A 16,934-nucleotide genomic window follows, 5' to 3' on the forward strand; every position below is an offset into this window, starting at 1 on the left:
CGACGAATCGTCGTCATCAGCCTTCCGTCGTTCTTGTTCTGATCAGCGTATCAACACGTTGTTCCATCTGATCCATATAAGCGCGAACCTCTGGGACATCCTTCTGTTCACCTTGATCCTTCACATACAACTGATCCTTCGATAGCTTTAGAACGGCGAGGAATTCCTTCACCATATCTCCAGTTAGCGTGTTCTCACGATCCTGTGCGAGCTTCTGCAATTCTTGCTTCATCTCCGCCTGAAGCTTGAATGAATCCCAATCGTAGGTCGGTGTATTGTCTAACCCGAACAATACCATGTGCAGTTCATTCAAATACAGCTGCTTGATCCGATCATAACGGGGGGAAGCTGGATAAGAAGTCAGAAACTTCTCAGCATGCAGTGTCCTCTGAATCAGCTCTTCGCGAGAAATAACGAGGCCCGCATCCTTTGCAACAGGCCGATTGGAGTCGTCCGCCATTAATGTGATATAGTCTTGCATTGGTTTCGATACATTCGGTTGGAAAGACTTCAAGGCTTCGTAATCCACGACAGGGAAGATCATTCCTTCCGCGGATTCCAGCTTATATTTCCCCTTCAGTAGATTAGTCATCAAGTCCTTCAACTCCGTATCCTTCACCGTTGACGCTTGCTCCAAGGTAATCGGCCATTTGAGTTGAAGAAGCTTCTGCTGTACTTCAGGATTGCTCACCTGTGCCTCAGCCTCTTGCAGATGAGTTTCATAGAAACCTTCAAGCAGCATGAACATTTGATCCGCTTGTTCTGTCGTTACCCCTTTCATGTATCGCTCCGTTAAGCCAACAGCTTCGGCTACATCCTTCGTCTGCGACAATTCCTTCTGCAGCAAGGCTTCCAGCTTCTCTTGTGGCTTCTTCTCGTTGTCATTCGGTGTTTCCTTGGGCGGCGTTACGATTGGTGTCGAAGTGCCGCTATTCGGGCTAGCCCCTGGGTTGGAGCTGCACGCCGTAGCTGACAAGAACGCACAACATATAGTAATTATGAACATGTATCGTCGCAAAAGATATCCCTCATTTCTTGATGAATCTGAGATACGCACTAGACGCAGAAAGATGGAAGTTTGTTTCAATTGCAATATACAATTGGGCATGAGAAAACCCTATCGAGGCTTATTTCGAAGATGAGCGACCGCGGTCAAAGGTAGGTTTTATCGCCAATAAGAAAGCTGTTTTCGGATGCCGAAAACTTATACTTTCTAATGTGGTAAGAAAAGCCATGAACTCGTATGTTTACGAGTAGCATGGCTTTCGTTTTATGATTTAGGTTTTGTGATTGCCGTTTCCGGAGTCGTTAGGCGGTCATAGAAATCAACAGCCTTATCTTTATCATCCGATGCACGAAGCGCCATCGCAGAGCGTGGATGCTCGTCCAATGTTCCCGTGATCATGTATGGAATGATATAGCCCCACTCTTCGCGCTCACGAAGTGGAACCATGTAGCGCTCAATGATATCAAGGACCGGACGCAAGGAATACTTGCTGTGCTTCAGATGCGTTACAAGAAGCTCTGTCGGGCAGTTCCCAGCGGCACGTCCCATACCGTATACCGACGCATCAAGCAATTCAACGCCTAGCTCTGCAGCAATAAGCGAATTGGAGAATGCCAATTGCATATTGTTGTGCGTATGCACGCCAAGACGTTTGTTCGGCAAATGAAGTTTGAACTTCTCAACGAGATGTTCGATATCGTTATGATCCAGGCTGCCATAGGAATCGACGATATAGACAACATCCACGACACTTTCCCTGATCATTTCGAACGCTTCGAGCAACTCATGCTCCATAACATTCGACAAGGCCATAATGTTCAGCGTCGTCTCATAGCCAAGATCATGGAATTTCTGCACCAAATCAAGCGCTTTATCGACGTCTTTGCTGTAGCATGCAACGCGGATTAGATCCAGCATGCTCTCGCTGCGAGGAAGAATGTCGTTCTCATCCACGCGACCGATATCGACGAGGGCTGATAATTTCGTATTTCCTTTTTGCGGGATGACTTTACGAAGGAAATCATCATTTAGGAAACGCCAAGGTCCGACTTCATCGGCACCTTTTAATAATTTCGGGGAGTTCTTGTAGCCGATTTCCATATAATCAACGCCTGCTTCATTCAATCCAGCATAAAGATTCTGAACGAATTCGATGCTGAAGTCCCAATTATTCACTAGGCCGCCATCACGAATGGTACAATCGACGATTTTACAATGATTTGTCTTCATTAAGCTTGTCTCCTTTGATCCTCTTTTTCATTTCCTTCCATTCTACTTGAATTAGTGTGGTAAATCAAAAGGATTTTCGGCAATTTCCTCAGGGTTTCGACGCAATTTCGCCAAAAAAAAGGATGTTCATTCTCCGGCAAACATGTTATAGTGAAAATGTTCACAATGATAACTATTCTCAATTACTATAAGAAACAAGGGTGACTTTCGATGAACAGCCAAGCAATTGTAAACCTAGCCAGCGTTGCCCCAGGTTCAACCGTGCGCATTCATAGCTGTGCCGATCTCCATGTCCTCGTAAGCAGGAGGCTGCTCGATTTGGGCATTACCATTGGATCAGAGATCCACATGAAACGGAAAGCGCCTTTCGGCGGGCCAATCACTTGTGAATCGAACGGGCAGATGTTCGGTATCCGCAGACAAGAAGCGAAGAAAATCGAGGTGATCTTGGTATGAGAACGATTGCTTTAGCTGGTAATCCGAATACCGGGAAAACCTCACTGTTCAACACCCTCACGAAGTCCTACGAATATGTAGGTAACTGGTCTGGTGTGACGGTCGAAAAGAAGGTAGGGCTGCTGCGGAACAAACAGGGCCAACTCGTAGACCTTCCCGGCATCTATTCCTTACATCCGGTGTCCAGTGACGAAGGTGTTGCTGCGAATTTTCTGCTTACTGAATCGCCGGATGCCGTGTTGAATATCATCGACAGCTCTCAGCTCGAGCGAAATTTCTATCTTACTGTACAGCTGCTTGAATATAACAAGCCCTTTCTCATCGGATTAAACATGATTGATGTCGCTAAGGCACGCGGCATTCATGTCGATACGGATAAATTATCCGACCTTCTGCAGGTCCCTGTTCTACCGATTGTCGCACGTACGGGACAAGGCACGAATCAAATGCTGAGTCATTTATCGGAGCCGAACCTGCCTGTAAGTCAGTTCCAAATTTCATATGGATCCATTGTCGAACAAGCAATAACGGCTTGTATCCGCGCGCTCCCTCAACAAGTGGAGTTGCCGAATCCTCGCTGGTTAAGCTTGCAATTTCTCGAGAATAACCCGGTTGTTATCGAGAAGCTGACCAGCATCATGTCGATAGAACCATTGCGGGCTATCTACGAACAGGCCGAAGAGTCTCTTCGTGCATCGGGAGAAGGCCTGCACCTGCCGCAATTCATCCGCAGTGTGCGAATGGGCTTTATTCGACAGCTTATGGAGCAATGCGTAGACATAAGGCAATCTGAGGCCCATACGCTAACCGAACGGATCGACGCGATCATAACGCATAAATGGCTCGGTCTGCCTATCTTCCTGGCCTTTATGTTCCTGCTGTTCAAGCTAACTTTCGACTGGTTCGGTCAGCCCCTCTCCGATGTATTGGACGGATTCATTGGCGGCCCGATCAGTGACCTAGTAAATCAAGCGCTGACAGCCGTTGGTGCTTCCGAGTTCACCCATGCATTGATCGTCGATGGGATTATTGCTGGCGTAGGCGGTGTTCTCGTCTTCGTCCCACAAATTTTCATGCTGTTCTTCTTAATTTCATTGGTTGAAGACTCCGGATACATGGCTCGCGTGACCCTTGTGATGGATCGCGTCATGGAGATGGTAGGACTCAACGGCAAAGCCTTTATTCCTTTTATTATTGGATTTGGCTGTAATGTGCCGGCGGTGATGGCTGCGAGATCGATCGAGCAGCCGAAGGAACGGCTTGTTACGACGCTTCTCACCCCGCTCATGTCTTGTTCGGCAAGACTGCCGGTCTATAGTCTGTTCGCTGGTGCATTTTTTATCAGCAACAAAGCGGCCGTCGTCTTCTCGTTATACCTGCTTGGCATCGTCATGGCATTAGTCTTAGCCAAGTTGTTCACGCATTTATTCTATACAGGGGAGAAGTCGATCTTCGTCATCGAGATTCCGCCCTACCGTATGCCCCAAGCCCGCTCCTTGCTGCGTAACACGTGGGAAAAAGGGAAAGGCTTCATTCGTAAAGCCGGTACATTCATTCTCGGGGGATCGGTCGTGATCTGGTTCTTATCCTATGCGGGACCCAGTGGGTTCGGCGTCGACATGGATCATAGCTTCCTTGCATGGATAGGGGGCCTATTCGCTCCTATACTTGCACCTCTTGGATTCGGCACTTGGCAAGCGGGAGCATCTCTATTGACAGGGTTTATGGCCAAAGAAGTCGTCGTCTCTACCATGAACATCATCTATCATACACCGGATATGTCAGGCTTAGAGACACAGATCAAGCACGCGTTCTCACCACTGCAAGCTTACAGTTTCATGGCCTTTATTCTTTTGTATGTACCTTGCCTTGCTACAGTTGGCGTCATCCGAAAAGAAACCGCTTCGATGCGGTGGACTTTATTCTCAATTGCATACGGACTCGTGCTTGCTTACACAGTCAGCGTTCTGATCTATCAAATCGGGCTATGGATCGGCTTGACATAGATGTTAATATCACTTGAAGGAGCGATTCGAATATGGTGGATGTTCTAATTATTTCGGTCATCGTCGGTTACTCCGCATGGACATTATACCGATATTTCCGCAAGAGCAGACAAGGCGCATGTGCTTCTTGCTCACAGCATAAATCCTGTCATATGAACCAATGTTCTTCATCACAACGCCCAGAGTCCGAGGACGTCAAGCAATAAAATGAATGCGAAAGGGAGAACGAGCCCAGAATACGGCTCTTTCTCCCTTCTCTTGTTATTATTGATCTTCCTGTGACATGAAGAGCTCCGTAATGGTACGGACCATCTCCCCTGTAGCCCCTTTGCTATCAATCCCACGATCACGCATCAGAAATGCCGTACCGCCTGTATCCAAGTGAATCCACGGGAGTCCTTCCGCGAATGTGCCAATGAATAAGCCCGCCGTAATCGTCGCACCGTGTGAACCCGTGCTATTACGCAAATCGGCAACATCGCTTTTTAGCATATCCCAGAACTCGTCGTATGCAGGCAATTGCCACACCTTCTCGCCCGTCCGTCTGGAAGCAGCGATGAATTCCTGTAAGAACGTCTCATCATTCGTTACCGCGCCGGTTGCCACATCGCCTAGCGCAACGAGCACCGCACCTGTAAGCGTCGCCACATCGATGAGCTTGGTCGCCCCAAGCTGCTTCGCATAGGTCATGCCGTCTGCAAGAACAACACGTCCCTCTGCATCCGTATTCAGAATCTCAATGGTACGTCCGCTGAGTGTCTTCACGATATCCCCGGGTTTAAAAGCACTCGATGATGGCATATTCTCTGCCGATGGGATCACTGCAATGACATTTATTCGAGGACGCAGCTGCGCAATCGCCTGCATGACGCCAAGGACAACAGCCGAACCGCCCATATCGCTAATCATCTCTTCCATCCCTGAGGCTTTCTTCAGCGATATCCCACCTGTATCAAAGGTAATGCCTTTGCCGACAAGACCGAATACATCCTCTGCATCGTCTGCGCCGTGGTATTTGAGCACGATCATGCGAGGAGGATTCGCACTGCCTTGCCCGACTGCGAGCAATCCGCCCATCCCATGGTCTGCAATCTGCTGCTCATCCAGAATATCGACTTCAAGCTGATGTGCGTTCGCAATGCTCACGGCTTCATCAGCAAGCAGCTTCGGTACAAGCATATTGCCTGGCACGTTCGTCAAATCTCGAGCCATATTCGTCGCTTCTGCAACGATCTGCCCTGTGCGTACACCATCCATCCAGTCTTCTGTAGCATCTTCCAAGCCTGCAGATTCACGTAGATAGATCAATTCCGATACACCCTGATATTTAGGTTGGTCCCGGTAATATTTCTTCATCCGATATGCGCCGTGCAAGAATCCTTCAGTCAGTGCACGAGCACATGTATAAGAAGGTCGATCGGTCACAATGACCTCGTGTACAGCAGGTACGATCCAAGCAACAGATGCTGACTTCAACTTTATGACCGCTCTGCCTGCAGCCTGCGCAGCTCGCCTCAGCACATCCGGTTGCAGCTCACGACTTCCAAGTCCCACGAGCATCACCGTCTTGAGTTGGAAAGCGCCGCCGACCGGCATCGAATAGATCTGATTGGGTTTGGCTTCGAATAAGCCTTGGGCTGCAGTCGCCTGCAATAGCGCATCCAAATCCGGATGAATGCTTCCCGACTTCAACTGTTCTTTGCGGATTGGCCAGATGATGACTTCCGTCTGCGCACTTGCTAACCAGGTCATCGCATCACACCGTATCGTTGTTTTCATGGTTGTCTGATCACCAGTCCTTCATCGTTTATGCTTCATTATATTCACAATTATGCCCAGTAATCGATTATACGCTGTATTTTCACAACAAAAAAGGCGGCAATTTGTCTGCCGACTTTCGTTTATTTTCCATGATCGGACGAAGATTTCGTATTGAAAAAGGCTTTTATAAGGTACAATTCCATTCTCCCTCATAAAAGCCTTTTTAATTTAAACTACCTCAAATTGCGCATTGAGCCACTGGCAGCGTAAGTATGAATTCAGTCCCGACACCAACTTGACTATCCACCTGTATCGAACCGCCGTGATTTTTGATAATCCGCTCACTAACCGATAGACCTAATCCCGTGCCTGACGGCTTGGTCGTATAGAACGGTTCGAACAGCTTCTTCTGCGCGAGCTTGCTCATCCCTTTGCCATTATCCCGAATCATAATTTTCAACTGTTCACCGGTGTTCTTCACCACAAGCTCAATAAGACCTGGCACTTGCTTCCCGGATTCACAGATCGCATCCATCGAATTTTTCATCAGATTCAGCATGACTTGCTTCATCTGCTTCACATCAATCGCTACTTGCCAATCCGTAATCGATTCCTCCAGTACTCGAATCTGACATCCACGCATCAACGCCTCACTCTCTATCAGCATGATGACCTCACGAAGCAGCGAATGAATTCCCATACAGGATTTCTCTGGTTTCGTAGGCTTGGACGAATTCAAAAATTCATAAATAATATCATTGGCGCGGTCGATTTCCGTTAGTATAATGCGCGAATATTCTTCCTTCCCGATCGCCATCAAATAGGGCTTCAATAATTGGATAAACCCTCGAATGGCTGTAAGCGGATTCCGAATTTCATGCGCAATCGCCGCAGAAATCTGTCCTAGCATGACCAGCTTGTCCTGCTGATACGTCGTCTGTTCGACATCCTTATATACCGAGACGTCTTTGATCGTAAGCATGCAATACCCACCCATACGAACGGAGTTCGTGATCGTGATAAGCCAGTGCCGGTTGCTCACATCCATGAGTTCATACCGGGTCAGCTTGTGCCTGAGCACGGCTTTGGTCACTTGAACGATCATCGAGCGGAACTCTCGCTTGAGCGCCGGATGGCGCATCAACTGCTTGAGCGAATAACCTTGCAGCGTATCCTCAGATATTTCGAGTAAACGTAACAATTCCTGATTGGTGAAACATAATGTCCCACCCGAATCGAATAATAATACGCCGCTATCCAACTGCTGGAGTGCATTCTCATATACGTGGTTCCGAAGATCTACCGCCAAAGCTATACCTCCCTTAGCTAAAAATGCAACTTTATCACCATCATAGTAAAAAAATGGCAAATTGGTCAACCATAGATCCTGTCGAATTAGAGGTAGTTTTAGCGTATCACAAAAAAAATCTTACCTCGCAGGTAAGATTTAAATGAACGATGATAAATTCGATTAAGATTTGTTCTTCTGCAATAACCGCTGCTTCCGATGACTCATGACCGCGAGCCGTTTCTTCAGCTGCATCTGCCACGCTGTATCATTCAAATGCCCTGCCACCGTCAACAGATCAAGCGCCATGTCAATCTGAGTCTTCACCACTTCGAGTGGATCCTCATGTTCCGAATTGACACAATTTTCGTACATGTCCTTCTCTTCTTCAACCACATAATCTCGGAAATCCACCTCATCTGCCCCATCACCATGAGCATATTCAGCTAATATTTCATATTCATTCTCCACCATGTGATGCACTTCAACCCGATAACAGACCGGACAGAACAGAAGAGGTACGTTGTGAATCTGGGTTTGAAAATGCTTCAAAGTTCCCTTCGTTCCCATCATACTCGCGCCGCAACAAAAACTCATTTTGACATCCTCCTCCTACAAATATTCCTTGTGGAATCCTCTGCAATGAATATTTCCATTCGCCCATGTCACAGGAGCTATATAACAAAGTCAAGCTGCACTTCGCGGTAAGCGTTTTCTTGTGTGTGCTTACAATCATATTCGCGATACACCGTTAGAATTCCTTTTTTTAAAATATAAGAGCTTATCCGTTTCAAGATAAATTGTTCTTATATTTTCCGAAGAAATGCTTAAGTTATAAACCCATTTCCAGCGACATATAGATGAAAGACAATTGCGAAAATAAGGAGGGAAAACCATTGTCCTTCATCATTCCGATTTGTTCCAAGCAGATTAGCTATCTGCTGTACAATGACAGCACCCATGAGCTGCATGCCCAATATCATAACGGTGAGATTAAATCTTTCACTTCCGTAACCAAGGACATCTACGATTCCTTAGTTCAATCCGAGAACCGTTATGACGACTTCATCCAGTTCATGGTAAGTGCGAAATGAATGATGTAACCCACGATTCCAGCGTAAAAGGAGGTCGCTATGTCAGAATCGGAACATGCTCCTATACTCCCTGCATATCATCACAACGTGCTGCAACTCATGGTTGTGAGCCCGACCACCCTCTATGCATATTGGGAAATTTCTGAGCGTACTATCACGGCTGTAACGCGCCATTATCACACCGATTGGGCCTCAATGCCCAAAATTATTCGACTCTATGAAAATAATGGCTCCCTCTCTAGTATTTCGCACGATGCCGCAAAATATACGGATCATTCGGTGGAAGATGCAAGATCCTGGTATTTTCACGATCTCACACCTGCTAGATCGTATACCGCGGACTTTGGAACATATAACATTTACCATCAGTTCGTTCCATTGCTCCGTGGAAATACCGTGAGAACGCCAAGAAATCGGGCAGCGACAATCGAGCAAGGACACCCTCTGTCTGAACATATGCATGAACAGCATCCATCGCTGAACCAAGGTGCCACCTTGGAGAACACATCCCCGTATCATGAATTCTCAACCTATTCTGTCTATCATTTCAAAGAAGGAGTTCATACATGAATTTGAGTACCCAAGGTTATCTCTCTCTTATTCTTCATGCGCACTTACCTTATGTTCGTCACGCAGACCGAGATGATTATATGGAAGAACGTTGGTTTTTCGAAGCGATGACGGAGACTTATCTTCCACTGCTGCTCATGTTCGATCGGTTGCATCGCGATCATATCCCATTCCGACTTACGCTATCACTCTCACCACCTCTACTTGCGATGATGGAAGATCCACTCATGTCCGAGCGATATGAAGCTTATCTGATACAGCTCATTCAACTGTCCGAACTTGAACAAGAACGGAATCAGAGTAATCCCGAATTCGCTGCGCTTGCGGTCATGTATACCCAAATATGGACCGAGCTTTACGATTATTATAAGGCGTGTGGTCGTCAGATTATTGCCAAATTCCGCTATTATCAAGATGTTGGCTGTATAGATATTATGACTTGTTCAGCCACCCATGCTTTTCTGCCTTTCTTGAAACATGAGGTATCAATCAAGGCACAACTGATGGTCGGTGTACTTGAATATGAACGCCATTTTGGACGACCACCTCGGGGCATCTGGTTGCCTGAATGCGCCTATACGGCTGAATTATCACCACTCTTGCAGGCCGCGGGACTGCAATATTTTGTTGTTGATTCTCACGGTATTGAACATGCTTCGCCGAAGCCGTCTCGCGGGCTAGCAGCACCTGTGATGACAGTAGACGGGATTCATGCGTTTGCCAGAGATCCTGAATCATCGCGTCAAGTCTGGAGCAGTCGCGAAGGATATCCAGGTGACCCTGATTATCGGGAATATTATCGCGATATTGGCTATGACCTTGGTTGGGGTGATGCCGAGGAATGGGAATATATTAAACCTTATGTTCTCTCGAACGGAGCACGGATACATACTGGTGTGAAATATTATCGAATCAGCGAAAACGAGCAAGAGAAGAAGCCTTATAACCCGGTGTGGGCTCAGCACAAAGCAGCAAAGCATGCAGATCATTTCCTCTATTGCCGAGAACAACAGATTAAGAGCTATCAATCACAGTGTGATCGTAAACCGCTCATCGTGAGTCCCTATGATGCTGAATTATTCGGTCATTGGTGGTATGAAGGCCCATTATGGATCGAAGCACTATTCCGTAATCATAGGAACCAGCAGGGTACGTTTACTTTTATTACACCAGAAGACTACTTGCGTGAATATCCGGTATCGGAACAAGTGGATATACCCTTCTGCAGCTGGGGAAGAAATGGATATGCCGAAGTATGGCTTGGGCAAGAAAATGATTGGATTTATCGATTGTTGCACCAAGCTGAAGATCGATTACTACATACGATGCAGCATCATACCACAAACCTGTGGGGGCATACCGCTGTCGCTGAACGAATATTGAATCAATCAATTCGTGAATTAATGCTCGCGCAGAGCAGTGACTGGGCTTTTATCATGGATGCGAAGACGGTTCCTACGTATGCCGCCGCACGCACGGAGCATCACCTGAAACAGTTCCACGAGCTTATCGATATGATAGAGCATCGATTTTACGATTTGGAACATCTCGAACGTATGGAACACCATGCTGCTTGTCTTGCTTCCGTGCACTATGAACTCTATACATCATCCTTATCCAGTCCGCCGCCTATGCTGCTGCCGGATGCTTATGCCATGGATGCCAGATCCACCTGGCGCTATCGTAAGGTGCTGATGCTCGCCTGGGAATTTCCGCCGCTCGTGATTGGCGGGCTTGCCAAAGCGGTATTCGATTTATCTCGTTATCTTGTCGATCAACGAATTGAAGTCCATGTCATAACAAGGTCCGTGCAGGGCAGTCCGTCGTATGAACAGATGAACGGCATTCACGTCCATCGTGTGAATGTCCTACAGACCACGACACCAATCGACTTCATGGATTGGGTCTTTCAGTTAAATTTGGCTATGAGCGATTACGCTGTTCTACTCATGGAGAGCGGTCATCAGTTTGATTTCATCCATGCGCATGACTGGCTTGTCCACTACACAGCCAAAGATCTGAAGGACTATGCCAGGACGCCGCTGATTGCAACCATTCACGCAACCGAATATGGCCGCAATCACGGCATCATTGAACACGATGTTCAGCGTCGTATCCATCAGATGGAGACCGATCTCACAGCCATCGCGGATCAAGTCATCGTATGCAGCAACGCCATGGTCAGTGAAGTACAATCCCTATTCACACTCCCTCCATCCAAAGTATCTATGATTCCGAACGGGGTCGAAATCGCATCATTCGAACAGAACTCTTCCGAGCACAATCACGCTAACCTTCGATTACAATATGCCGCGCCACATGAGAAAATCTTGTTCTATATCGGCCGATTAGTCTATGAAAAAGGCATCCACATCTTAATTGAAGCACTGCCTCATGTTCATTCGTCTGTCCCGAATGCCAAGCTGATTATTGCAGGGACAGGTCCGATGAAGGCTGAGCTAGAAGCTCTCGCCGCGCGACTTGGACTTACTTCCCATGTTACTTTCACAGGCTTCATTCACGATGATACGCGTAACGACCTGTTACAGCTTGCAGATGTCTGCGTCTTCCCAAGTCTCTATGAACCTTTTGGTATTGTTGCCCTTGAAGCGATGCAGAGCGGTACCCCCGTTGTCGTCTCCGATACCGGCGGACTAGCAGAGATTATTGAGCATGGCGTGGATGGGTACAAAGCCTTGCCCGGCCATGTCGAATCCCTCGCTTGGCATGTAACTGAAGTGCTGCTGCACCCAGATATTGCGGATAACATGGCAGTGAACGCGCTTCACAAAGTGGAACAACGCTACGATTGGAAATCAATCGCCGTCTCTACCAAACAAGTGTATGAAGGAGTGATTATGCGATGAAAGCAGTGATTATGGCAGGCGGTAAAGGCACGCGTCTGCGTCCTTTAACCATGCAGACCCCGAAGCCGATGGTACCTCTCTTGAACCGGCCTTGTATGGAATACATTATTGAGCTGCTGAAGAAGCATAACATTACCGAAATTGCCGTTACGGTGCAGTATTTGCCGGATGTGATTCGCGATTATTTCGGCGATGGATCGGAATTTGGCGTGAATCTACACTATTTTGAAGAGACCGAGCCTCTAGGGACTGCAGGCAGTGTACGCAATGCTTCCTCCTTCCTGGATGAGACATTTATCGTAATCAGCGGCGATGCGCTGACCGACTTCAACTTGGATGATGCCGTTGCCTTCCACCAGGAACGCGAATCGATCGCAACCATCGTCTTAACCGAGGTTGATACACCGCTCGAATATGGCGTTGTTATGACCAATCAGGAAGGACGAATTACGCGATTCCTAGAGAAGCCCAATTGGAGCGAAGTGTTCAGCGACACCGTCAATACAGGAATTTATATTCTCGAGCCTGACATTTTCGAGCTGATTCCAGCTCAGCAGGTCTATGACTTCAGTATGCAGCTCTTCCCGCTCCTGCTCGAGAAACATGCCCCCTTATATGGCTATATCGCCGAAGGATACTGGTCCGATATCGGAAATCTCCAGCAATACCGCGAGACACAATTCGATATGCTAGACCGCAAGGTGCAAGTACATATTGCCGCCGATGAAATTGCTCCAGGAATTTTCGTAGAAAATCACACAACCTTAACGGATCGCGTAACCTATATAGGCCCCGTTTATATCGGTGCACACAGCATCATTTCACCTGGGGCCGTTATCGGTGAATATTCCATCATCGGCAGCAGCAATCAAATCCTACAAGGGACACATATCGATCGGACTATTCTGTGGGATAACAATCAGATTGGACCGGACTGCGAGTTGCAAAGCGCACTTGTCTGCGATCGGAACTTGATCGGTCAACGTACGCGGATGCAAGAGAATGCCGTTATCGGGTCAGGATGCACACTTGGACCTGAAGTAACAGTGAAATCCAATGTTAAGCTATGGCCGAATAAAGTGATCCTTCCAAGCAGTAAAGTGCATACCTCCATCATCTGGGGGGAACAGACGATGCATCAGCTCTTCCGAGGCAAAGGGGTCTATGGGATTCCGAATTCAGAGATGACACCCGAATTCGCTGGCAAACTGGCAGCAGCCTTCGGCTCCATTCTGTCGCCTACGACCACCGTTGGTCTCTGCAGCTCGACGCATCCCTTCGCCTCCATGATGAAAATTGCATTCGCTGCCGGGCTGCAAGCCGCGGGCATTCATGTCCTTGATCTGGGAGCAGGGACGACAGCTGTCTGCCGTAATAGCGTTCAGACGATGCAGTTGAACGGTGCTGTTCATATGCGAATGATCGATGTGCAAGGCCAAGATCATTTGTTGATTGAACTACTCGATAGTCAAGGGCTTCCGCTTGCCAAAAGTCTCGAACGGAAAATTGAGAATGCCTTCTGGCAGGAAGATTTCATTCGCGGACATGTCAATCAGATCGGCGAATATCGCCAGTACAATTATGCAGAGACCGACTATATGCAGAAACTCGTCAGAGATCTCTCTGCTATTGCTGTACTGCCGCATCCCGTATTTGCCGTTCTGCAATACGATCCGCATGATCACGGCTCCTTTATCGAACGGTTCGCAAGTCTTATTCTAGGTCATCGCATCATTCTGCATCATAACGGGACCAAAGGATATGAAGAAGAGCTGATCGATACAGTGATGCAGACAAATGCAGATTTTGGAATTCATCTTGGACGCAACGGGCAAGGACTTCACCTTGTACTTCGAGATGGGACACGGATTAGCGATGAACAACTGCTAGCGCTTAAAATTCTCGCTACCAGCAAATTAAAGAAATCCTACAGTCTAGGGGTTCCCGTGAGTGCTCCGCAAGTCGTAGAATCGCTTGTCCTAGACACTCCACTGTCTCTTGTGCGTACGAAGGAAAATAATCGCGCCTTACTCGAATCAAGTCGAGGCTTTCTCTTCAACCCATTGCTGGATGACATCTATGCGGTTAGCCTCATCATCCAAGCGATGATGACGGAATCCATAACGCTTGAAGAACTAATATCACAAATTCCATACTTTTATACCGCCAAAGAAGTCATTCCATGCGCATGGCATGAGAAAGGCTCTATGATGCGCCAAATCCTCAAGGCCACCAAACATCAAGCAACAGAACTCATCGACGGCATTAAAGTGATGACAGAAGAAGGCTGGGTTATTATTCTGCCGGATCATGATGAGCCCCTATTCCGCGTCATCGCACATGCTTCATCTGAGACGAATGCGGAACGAATGATCTCGAATTATTGCAACCAACTTGTTAGAACGAATTCGCCCCTAAGGAAGTGATGACGTGCCTAGACACCTCGTCGTAGGAAACGGTAAATTTCTCATAAATCTGGATCAGTACGGCTGTATTCGCGATATGTTCTATCCTTACGTCGGTCAGCTGAATCATGTTGGAGGTTATCGCTGCCATATCGGATGTTATGTGGATGGGCAATTCAGCTGGCTTAGTGACCCGGAATGGAATTTTCATCTTTCCTACCTCGAAGATTCTCTTGTCACCCAGGTTACAGCGATCCATGATCGGCTCGGCATTACCCTAACCATGAATGATGGCATTCACCAACGAGACGCCATTTATTTGAAAAGAATCGAAGTCCACAATCATGCCTATACGGATCGCGAGGTCCGTATCTTTTTTCATCAAGATCTGATCATCAATGAGACCGAGGTTGGTGATACAGCGGTTTACTACCCGACGAATCACACGATTTTTCATTATAAAAAAGACCGGTATTTCATGTTCAACGCCCGCTTCGATCAAGATGGGATCCACCAATTCTCGACAGGGACCAAACGTTTTCATCAAGCTGAGGGAACCTTCCGCGATGCCGAAGATGGCGATTTGTCGGGGAATCCTATCGCACAAGGCTCCGTTGACAGCGTGATCAGCGTTAAAGGGATCGTCCCCGCGCGAAGCAGTATTCTTGGCTATTATTGGTTATCTGCGGGGCCCTCCCTCGAAGAAGTGAAGAAGCTGGATACGTATGTACGGGATAGTGGGCCTGGTAATTTGCTGGACCGTATTACCATCTACTGGCAGCGTTGGGCCAATAAATCCGATCGTCAATATGCGGATCTCGGTGTAGCGATTGAGAAGCTATTCAAGCATAGTCTGCTCATTGTCCGGACCCAAACCGATGTGAATGGTGCGATCATCGCAGCCAATGACACCGATATTATGCAATTTAACCGTGATCATTACAGCTACATGTGGCCGCGCGACGGCGCACTCGTAGCCCATGCCATGTCGATGGCCGGATATCACGGCATGATCGTTCCTTTCTTCCATTTCTGTGCTAATGCATTAGCACCTGAGGGCTACCTGCATCACAAGTACAATCCGGACGGAACCGTCGGATCCAGCTGGCATCCTTACATTCATGATGGCAAACAGCAGCTGCCGATTCAAGAAGATGAGACGGCCCTTGTCTTATTTACACTATGGCAGGATTATGTGCGCAATGGAGATGTTGAACTGCCGCAATCGCTCTATCGGACCTTAATCCGGCGCGCAGCCAACTTCTTATATACTTTTGTCGAAGAGGAATTGCAGCTGCCAAAGCCAAGTTATGACCTCTGGGAAGAACGGTATGGCATCTTCACTTTTACCTCTGCTGCGGTCTATGGCGGCTTATCAGCAGCAGCGAACTTCGCCAAATTATTCGGGGATGACAAACGTTCGATTAAGTACCAAGAAGCGGCGGAATCCATGAAGCAAGGAATGGAAAGGCATTTATGGAACGAAGAATTAGGTCGGTATGTGCGCGGATTATATCGGAAAGATGGAGAATGGCAACAGGATTTGACCCCGGAGAGCAGCATCTTCGCCTTATTCGAATTCGGCGTCTTCCCCGCAACGGATGAGCGTGTGCAGCGCACCATGAATGCGCTTCGAAACCAATTATCCGTGAAGACCCAAGTCGGTGGTATTGCACGTTACTACCACGATTATTACTTCCAGAAGAGCAGTAACTTGGAGCAGGTTCCTGGAAATCCATGGATCATCTGCACCCTTTGGTTTGCCAAATTCGATATCGCCAATGCCCGCAGCCTTGCGGATTTATCCATCCCTCGAAGGACACTGATGTGGGTCGTGGAGCACAGCATGGAGAGCGGCATGCTGCCGGAGCAGGTGGACCCGTTCAACGGCACCCCCCTCTCCGTTGCGCCATTAACATGGTCGCATGCGACGTTCGTGTCGACCGTAATCGAGTATTTGCAGCGGTATGAGGAGCTGTCAAAGGTGTAGAAGGTATTCAAGGTATTGCAGGTTTTAAAAGGTTATAAAAAAACCAAAAACCCTCGCGATGGGCCGAGATACTCGGCACCCGCGAGGGTTTAATTCTTTTGAACTTAAATTCAAATGAAGGTTAAATATCGACTTTTCAGCACCGAGAAGGTTGCATGAACCCGAAGAACGAGTAGCGGAGTTTAGGGATACCTAAATGAGCAACGGAGTTCGATGGGTGAATGCAAGATTCGATGTCGACAATGCATCCTGAAAAGGCAT

13 protein-coding genes are annotated in these 16,934 nt (G+C 47.6%); 8 read left to right on the top strand and 5 right to left on the bottom strand.

Annotated features, from left to right (window positions below):
• Positions 1-16: 16 nt before the first annotated feature.
• Positions 17-976 carry a hypothetical protein gene (locus ACFQZR_RS23755; RefSeq protein ID WP_379350510.1) on the bottom strand — a complete coding sequence of 320 codons (960 nt, stop codon included), beginning with the start codon at positions 974-976 and terminating at the stop codon, positions 17-19.
• Between the two features lie 294 nt (positions 977-1,270).
• On the bottom strand, positions 1,271-2,236 hold the full coding sequence (locus ACFQZR_RS23760; RefSeq protein WP_018756245.1) for an aldolase catalytic domain-containing protein: 966 nt from the start codon (positions 2,234-2,236) through the stop codon (positions 1,271-1,273).
• Between the two features lie 210 nt (positions 2,237-2,446).
• Between ACFQZR_RS23760 and ACFQZR_RS23765 the strand changes: the two genes are divergently transcribed.
• Genes ACFQZR_RS23765 through ACFQZR_RS23775 form a run of 3 tightly spaced genes read left to right on the top strand, consistent with a single transcriptional unit; the run spans position 2,447 to position 4,904 of the window.
• Complete coding sequence (locus tag ACFQZR_RS23765) at positions 2,447-2,692, top strand: FeoA family protein (RefSeq protein ID WP_379350512.1); 246 nt, start codon at positions 2,447-2,449, stop codon at positions 2,690-2,692.
• Entirely contained in the window at positions 2,689-4,698 is a 2,010-nt protein-coding gene (feoB, locus tag ACFQZR_RS23770) for a ferrous iron transport protein B (RefSeq protein ID WP_379350514.1), read from the top strand. The genes ACFQZR_RS23765 and feoB overlap by 4 nt, the downstream gene beginning before the upstream one ends.
• A gap of 32 nt (positions 4,699-4,730) precedes the next feature.
• A complete protein-coding gene (locus tag ACFQZR_RS23775) occupies positions 4,731-4,904 on the top strand; it encodes a FeoB-associated Cys-rich membrane protein (protein ID WP_379350516.1) in 174 nt (57 codons plus the stop codon).
• Between the two features lie 58 nt (positions 4,905-4,962).
• Here ACFQZR_RS23775 and ACFQZR_RS23780 read toward each other — a convergent pair whose 3' ends face one another.
• The 3 genes from ACFQZR_RS23780 to ACFQZR_RS23790 all read right to left on the bottom strand — a co-directional run bounded on the left by ACFQZR_RS23780 (position 4,963) and on the right by ACFQZR_RS23790 (position 8,344).
• Entirely contained in the window at positions 4,963-6,477 is a 1,515-nt protein-coding gene (locus ACFQZR_RS23780) for a leucyl aminopeptidase (protein ID WP_379350518.1), read from the bottom strand.
• A 220-nt stretch (positions 6,478-6,697) separates the two neighbouring features.
• Positions 6,698-7,768 (bottom strand): two-component system sensor histidine kinase NtrB, encoded by a 1,071-nt coding sequence (locus ACFQZR_RS23785; RefSeq protein ID WP_379350520.1) that lies wholly within the window; start codon positions 7,766-7,768, stop codon positions 6,698-6,700.
• Between the two features lie 162 nt (positions 7,769-7,930).
• A complete protein-coding gene (locus ACFQZR_RS23790) occupies positions 7,931-8,344 on the bottom strand; it encodes a hypothetical protein (protein ID WP_018756250.1) in 414 nt (137 codons plus the stop codon).
• A 299-nt stretch (positions 8,345-8,643) separates the two neighbouring features.
• Between ACFQZR_RS23790 and ACFQZR_RS23795 the strand changes: the two genes are divergently transcribed.
• From ACFQZR_RS23795 to ACFQZR_RS23815, 5 genes are read left to right on the top strand one after another with little or no spacing between them, the layout of a single operon-like run.
• Positions 8,644-8,841 carry a KTSC domain-containing protein gene (locus tag ACFQZR_RS23795; protein WP_018756251.1) on the top strand — a complete coding sequence of 66 codons (198 nt, stop codon included), beginning with the start codon at positions 8,644-8,646 and terminating at the stop codon, positions 8,839-8,841.
• 39 nt (positions 8,842-8,880) lie between these two features.
• Positions 8,881-9,411 (top strand): DUF4912 domain-containing protein, encoded by a 531-nt coding sequence (locus tag ACFQZR_RS23800; RefSeq protein ID WP_379350523.1) that lies wholly within the window; start codon positions 8,881-8,883, stop codon positions 9,409-9,411.
• A complete protein-coding gene (locus ACFQZR_RS23805; RefSeq protein WP_379350525.1) occupies positions 9,408-12,278 on the top strand; it encodes a 1,4-alpha-glucan branching protein domain-containing protein in 2,871 nt (956 codons plus the stop codon). The genes ACFQZR_RS23800 and ACFQZR_RS23805 overlap by 4 nt, the downstream gene beginning before the upstream one ends.
• Positions 12,275-14,704 carry a sugar phosphate nucleotidyltransferase gene (locus ACFQZR_RS23810; RefSeq protein ID WP_379350527.1) on the top strand — a complete coding sequence of 810 codons (2,430 nt, stop codon included), beginning with the start codon at positions 12,275-12,277 and terminating at the stop codon, positions 14,702-14,704. Before ACFQZR_RS23805 ends, ACFQZR_RS23810 begins: the two co-directional genes overlap by 4 nt.
• A 4-nt stretch (positions 14,705-14,708) precedes the next feature.
• The gene (locus ACFQZR_RS23815) at positions 14,709-16,673 is read left to right on the top strand and encodes a glycoside hydrolase family 15 protein (RefSeq protein ID WP_379350529.1); all 1,965 of its coding nucleotides are present in this window, start codon (positions 14,709-14,711) and stop codon (positions 16,671-16,673) included.
• Positions 16,674-16,934 lie beyond the last annotated feature (261 nt).

Source organism: Paenibacillus sp. GCM10027629, assembly GCF_042676425.1.
Lineage (GTDB): Bacteria > Bacillota > Bacilli > Paenibacillales > Paenibacillaceae > Paenibacillus_K > Paenibacillus_K terrigena.

Bases quoted from the DNA above. Each gene is read 5' to 3' on its own strand.
- ACFQZR_RS23760 (WP_018756245.1), bottom strand. From the start codon at position 2,236: ATGAAGACAAATCATTGTAAAATCGTCGATTGTACCATTCGTGATGGC.
- ACFQZR_RS23765 (WP_379350512.1), top strand. From the start codon at position 2,447: ATGAACAGCCAAGCAATTGTAAACCTAGCCAGCGTTGCCCCAGGTTCA.
- feoB (WP_379350514.1), top strand. From the start codon at position 2,689: ATGAGAACGATTGCTTTAGCTGGTAATCCGAATACCGGGAAAACCTCA.
- ACFQZR_RS23775 (WP_379350516.1), top strand. From the start codon at position 4,731: ATGGTGGATGTTCTAATTATTTCGGTCATCGTCGGTTACTCCGCATGG.
- ACFQZR_RS23780 (WP_379350518.1), bottom strand. From the start codon at position 6,477: ATGAAAACAACGATACGGTGTGATGCGATGACCTGGTTAGCAAGTGCG.
- ACFQZR_RS23790 (WP_018756250.1), bottom strand. From the start codon at position 8,344: ATGAGTTTTTGTTGCGGCGCGAGTATGATGGGAACGAAGGGAACTTTG.
- ACFQZR_RS23800 (WP_379350523.1), top strand. From the start codon at position 8,881: ATGTCAGAATCGGAACATGCTCCTATACTCCCTGCATATCATCACAAC.
- ACFQZR_RS23805 (WP_379350525.1), top strand. From the start codon at position 9,408: ATGAATTTGAGTACCCAAGGTTATCTCTCTCTTATTCTTCATGCGCAC.
- ACFQZR_RS23810 (WP_379350527.1), top strand. From the start codon at position 12,275: ATGAAAGCAGTGATTATGGCAGGCGGTAAAGGCACGCGTCTGCGTCCT.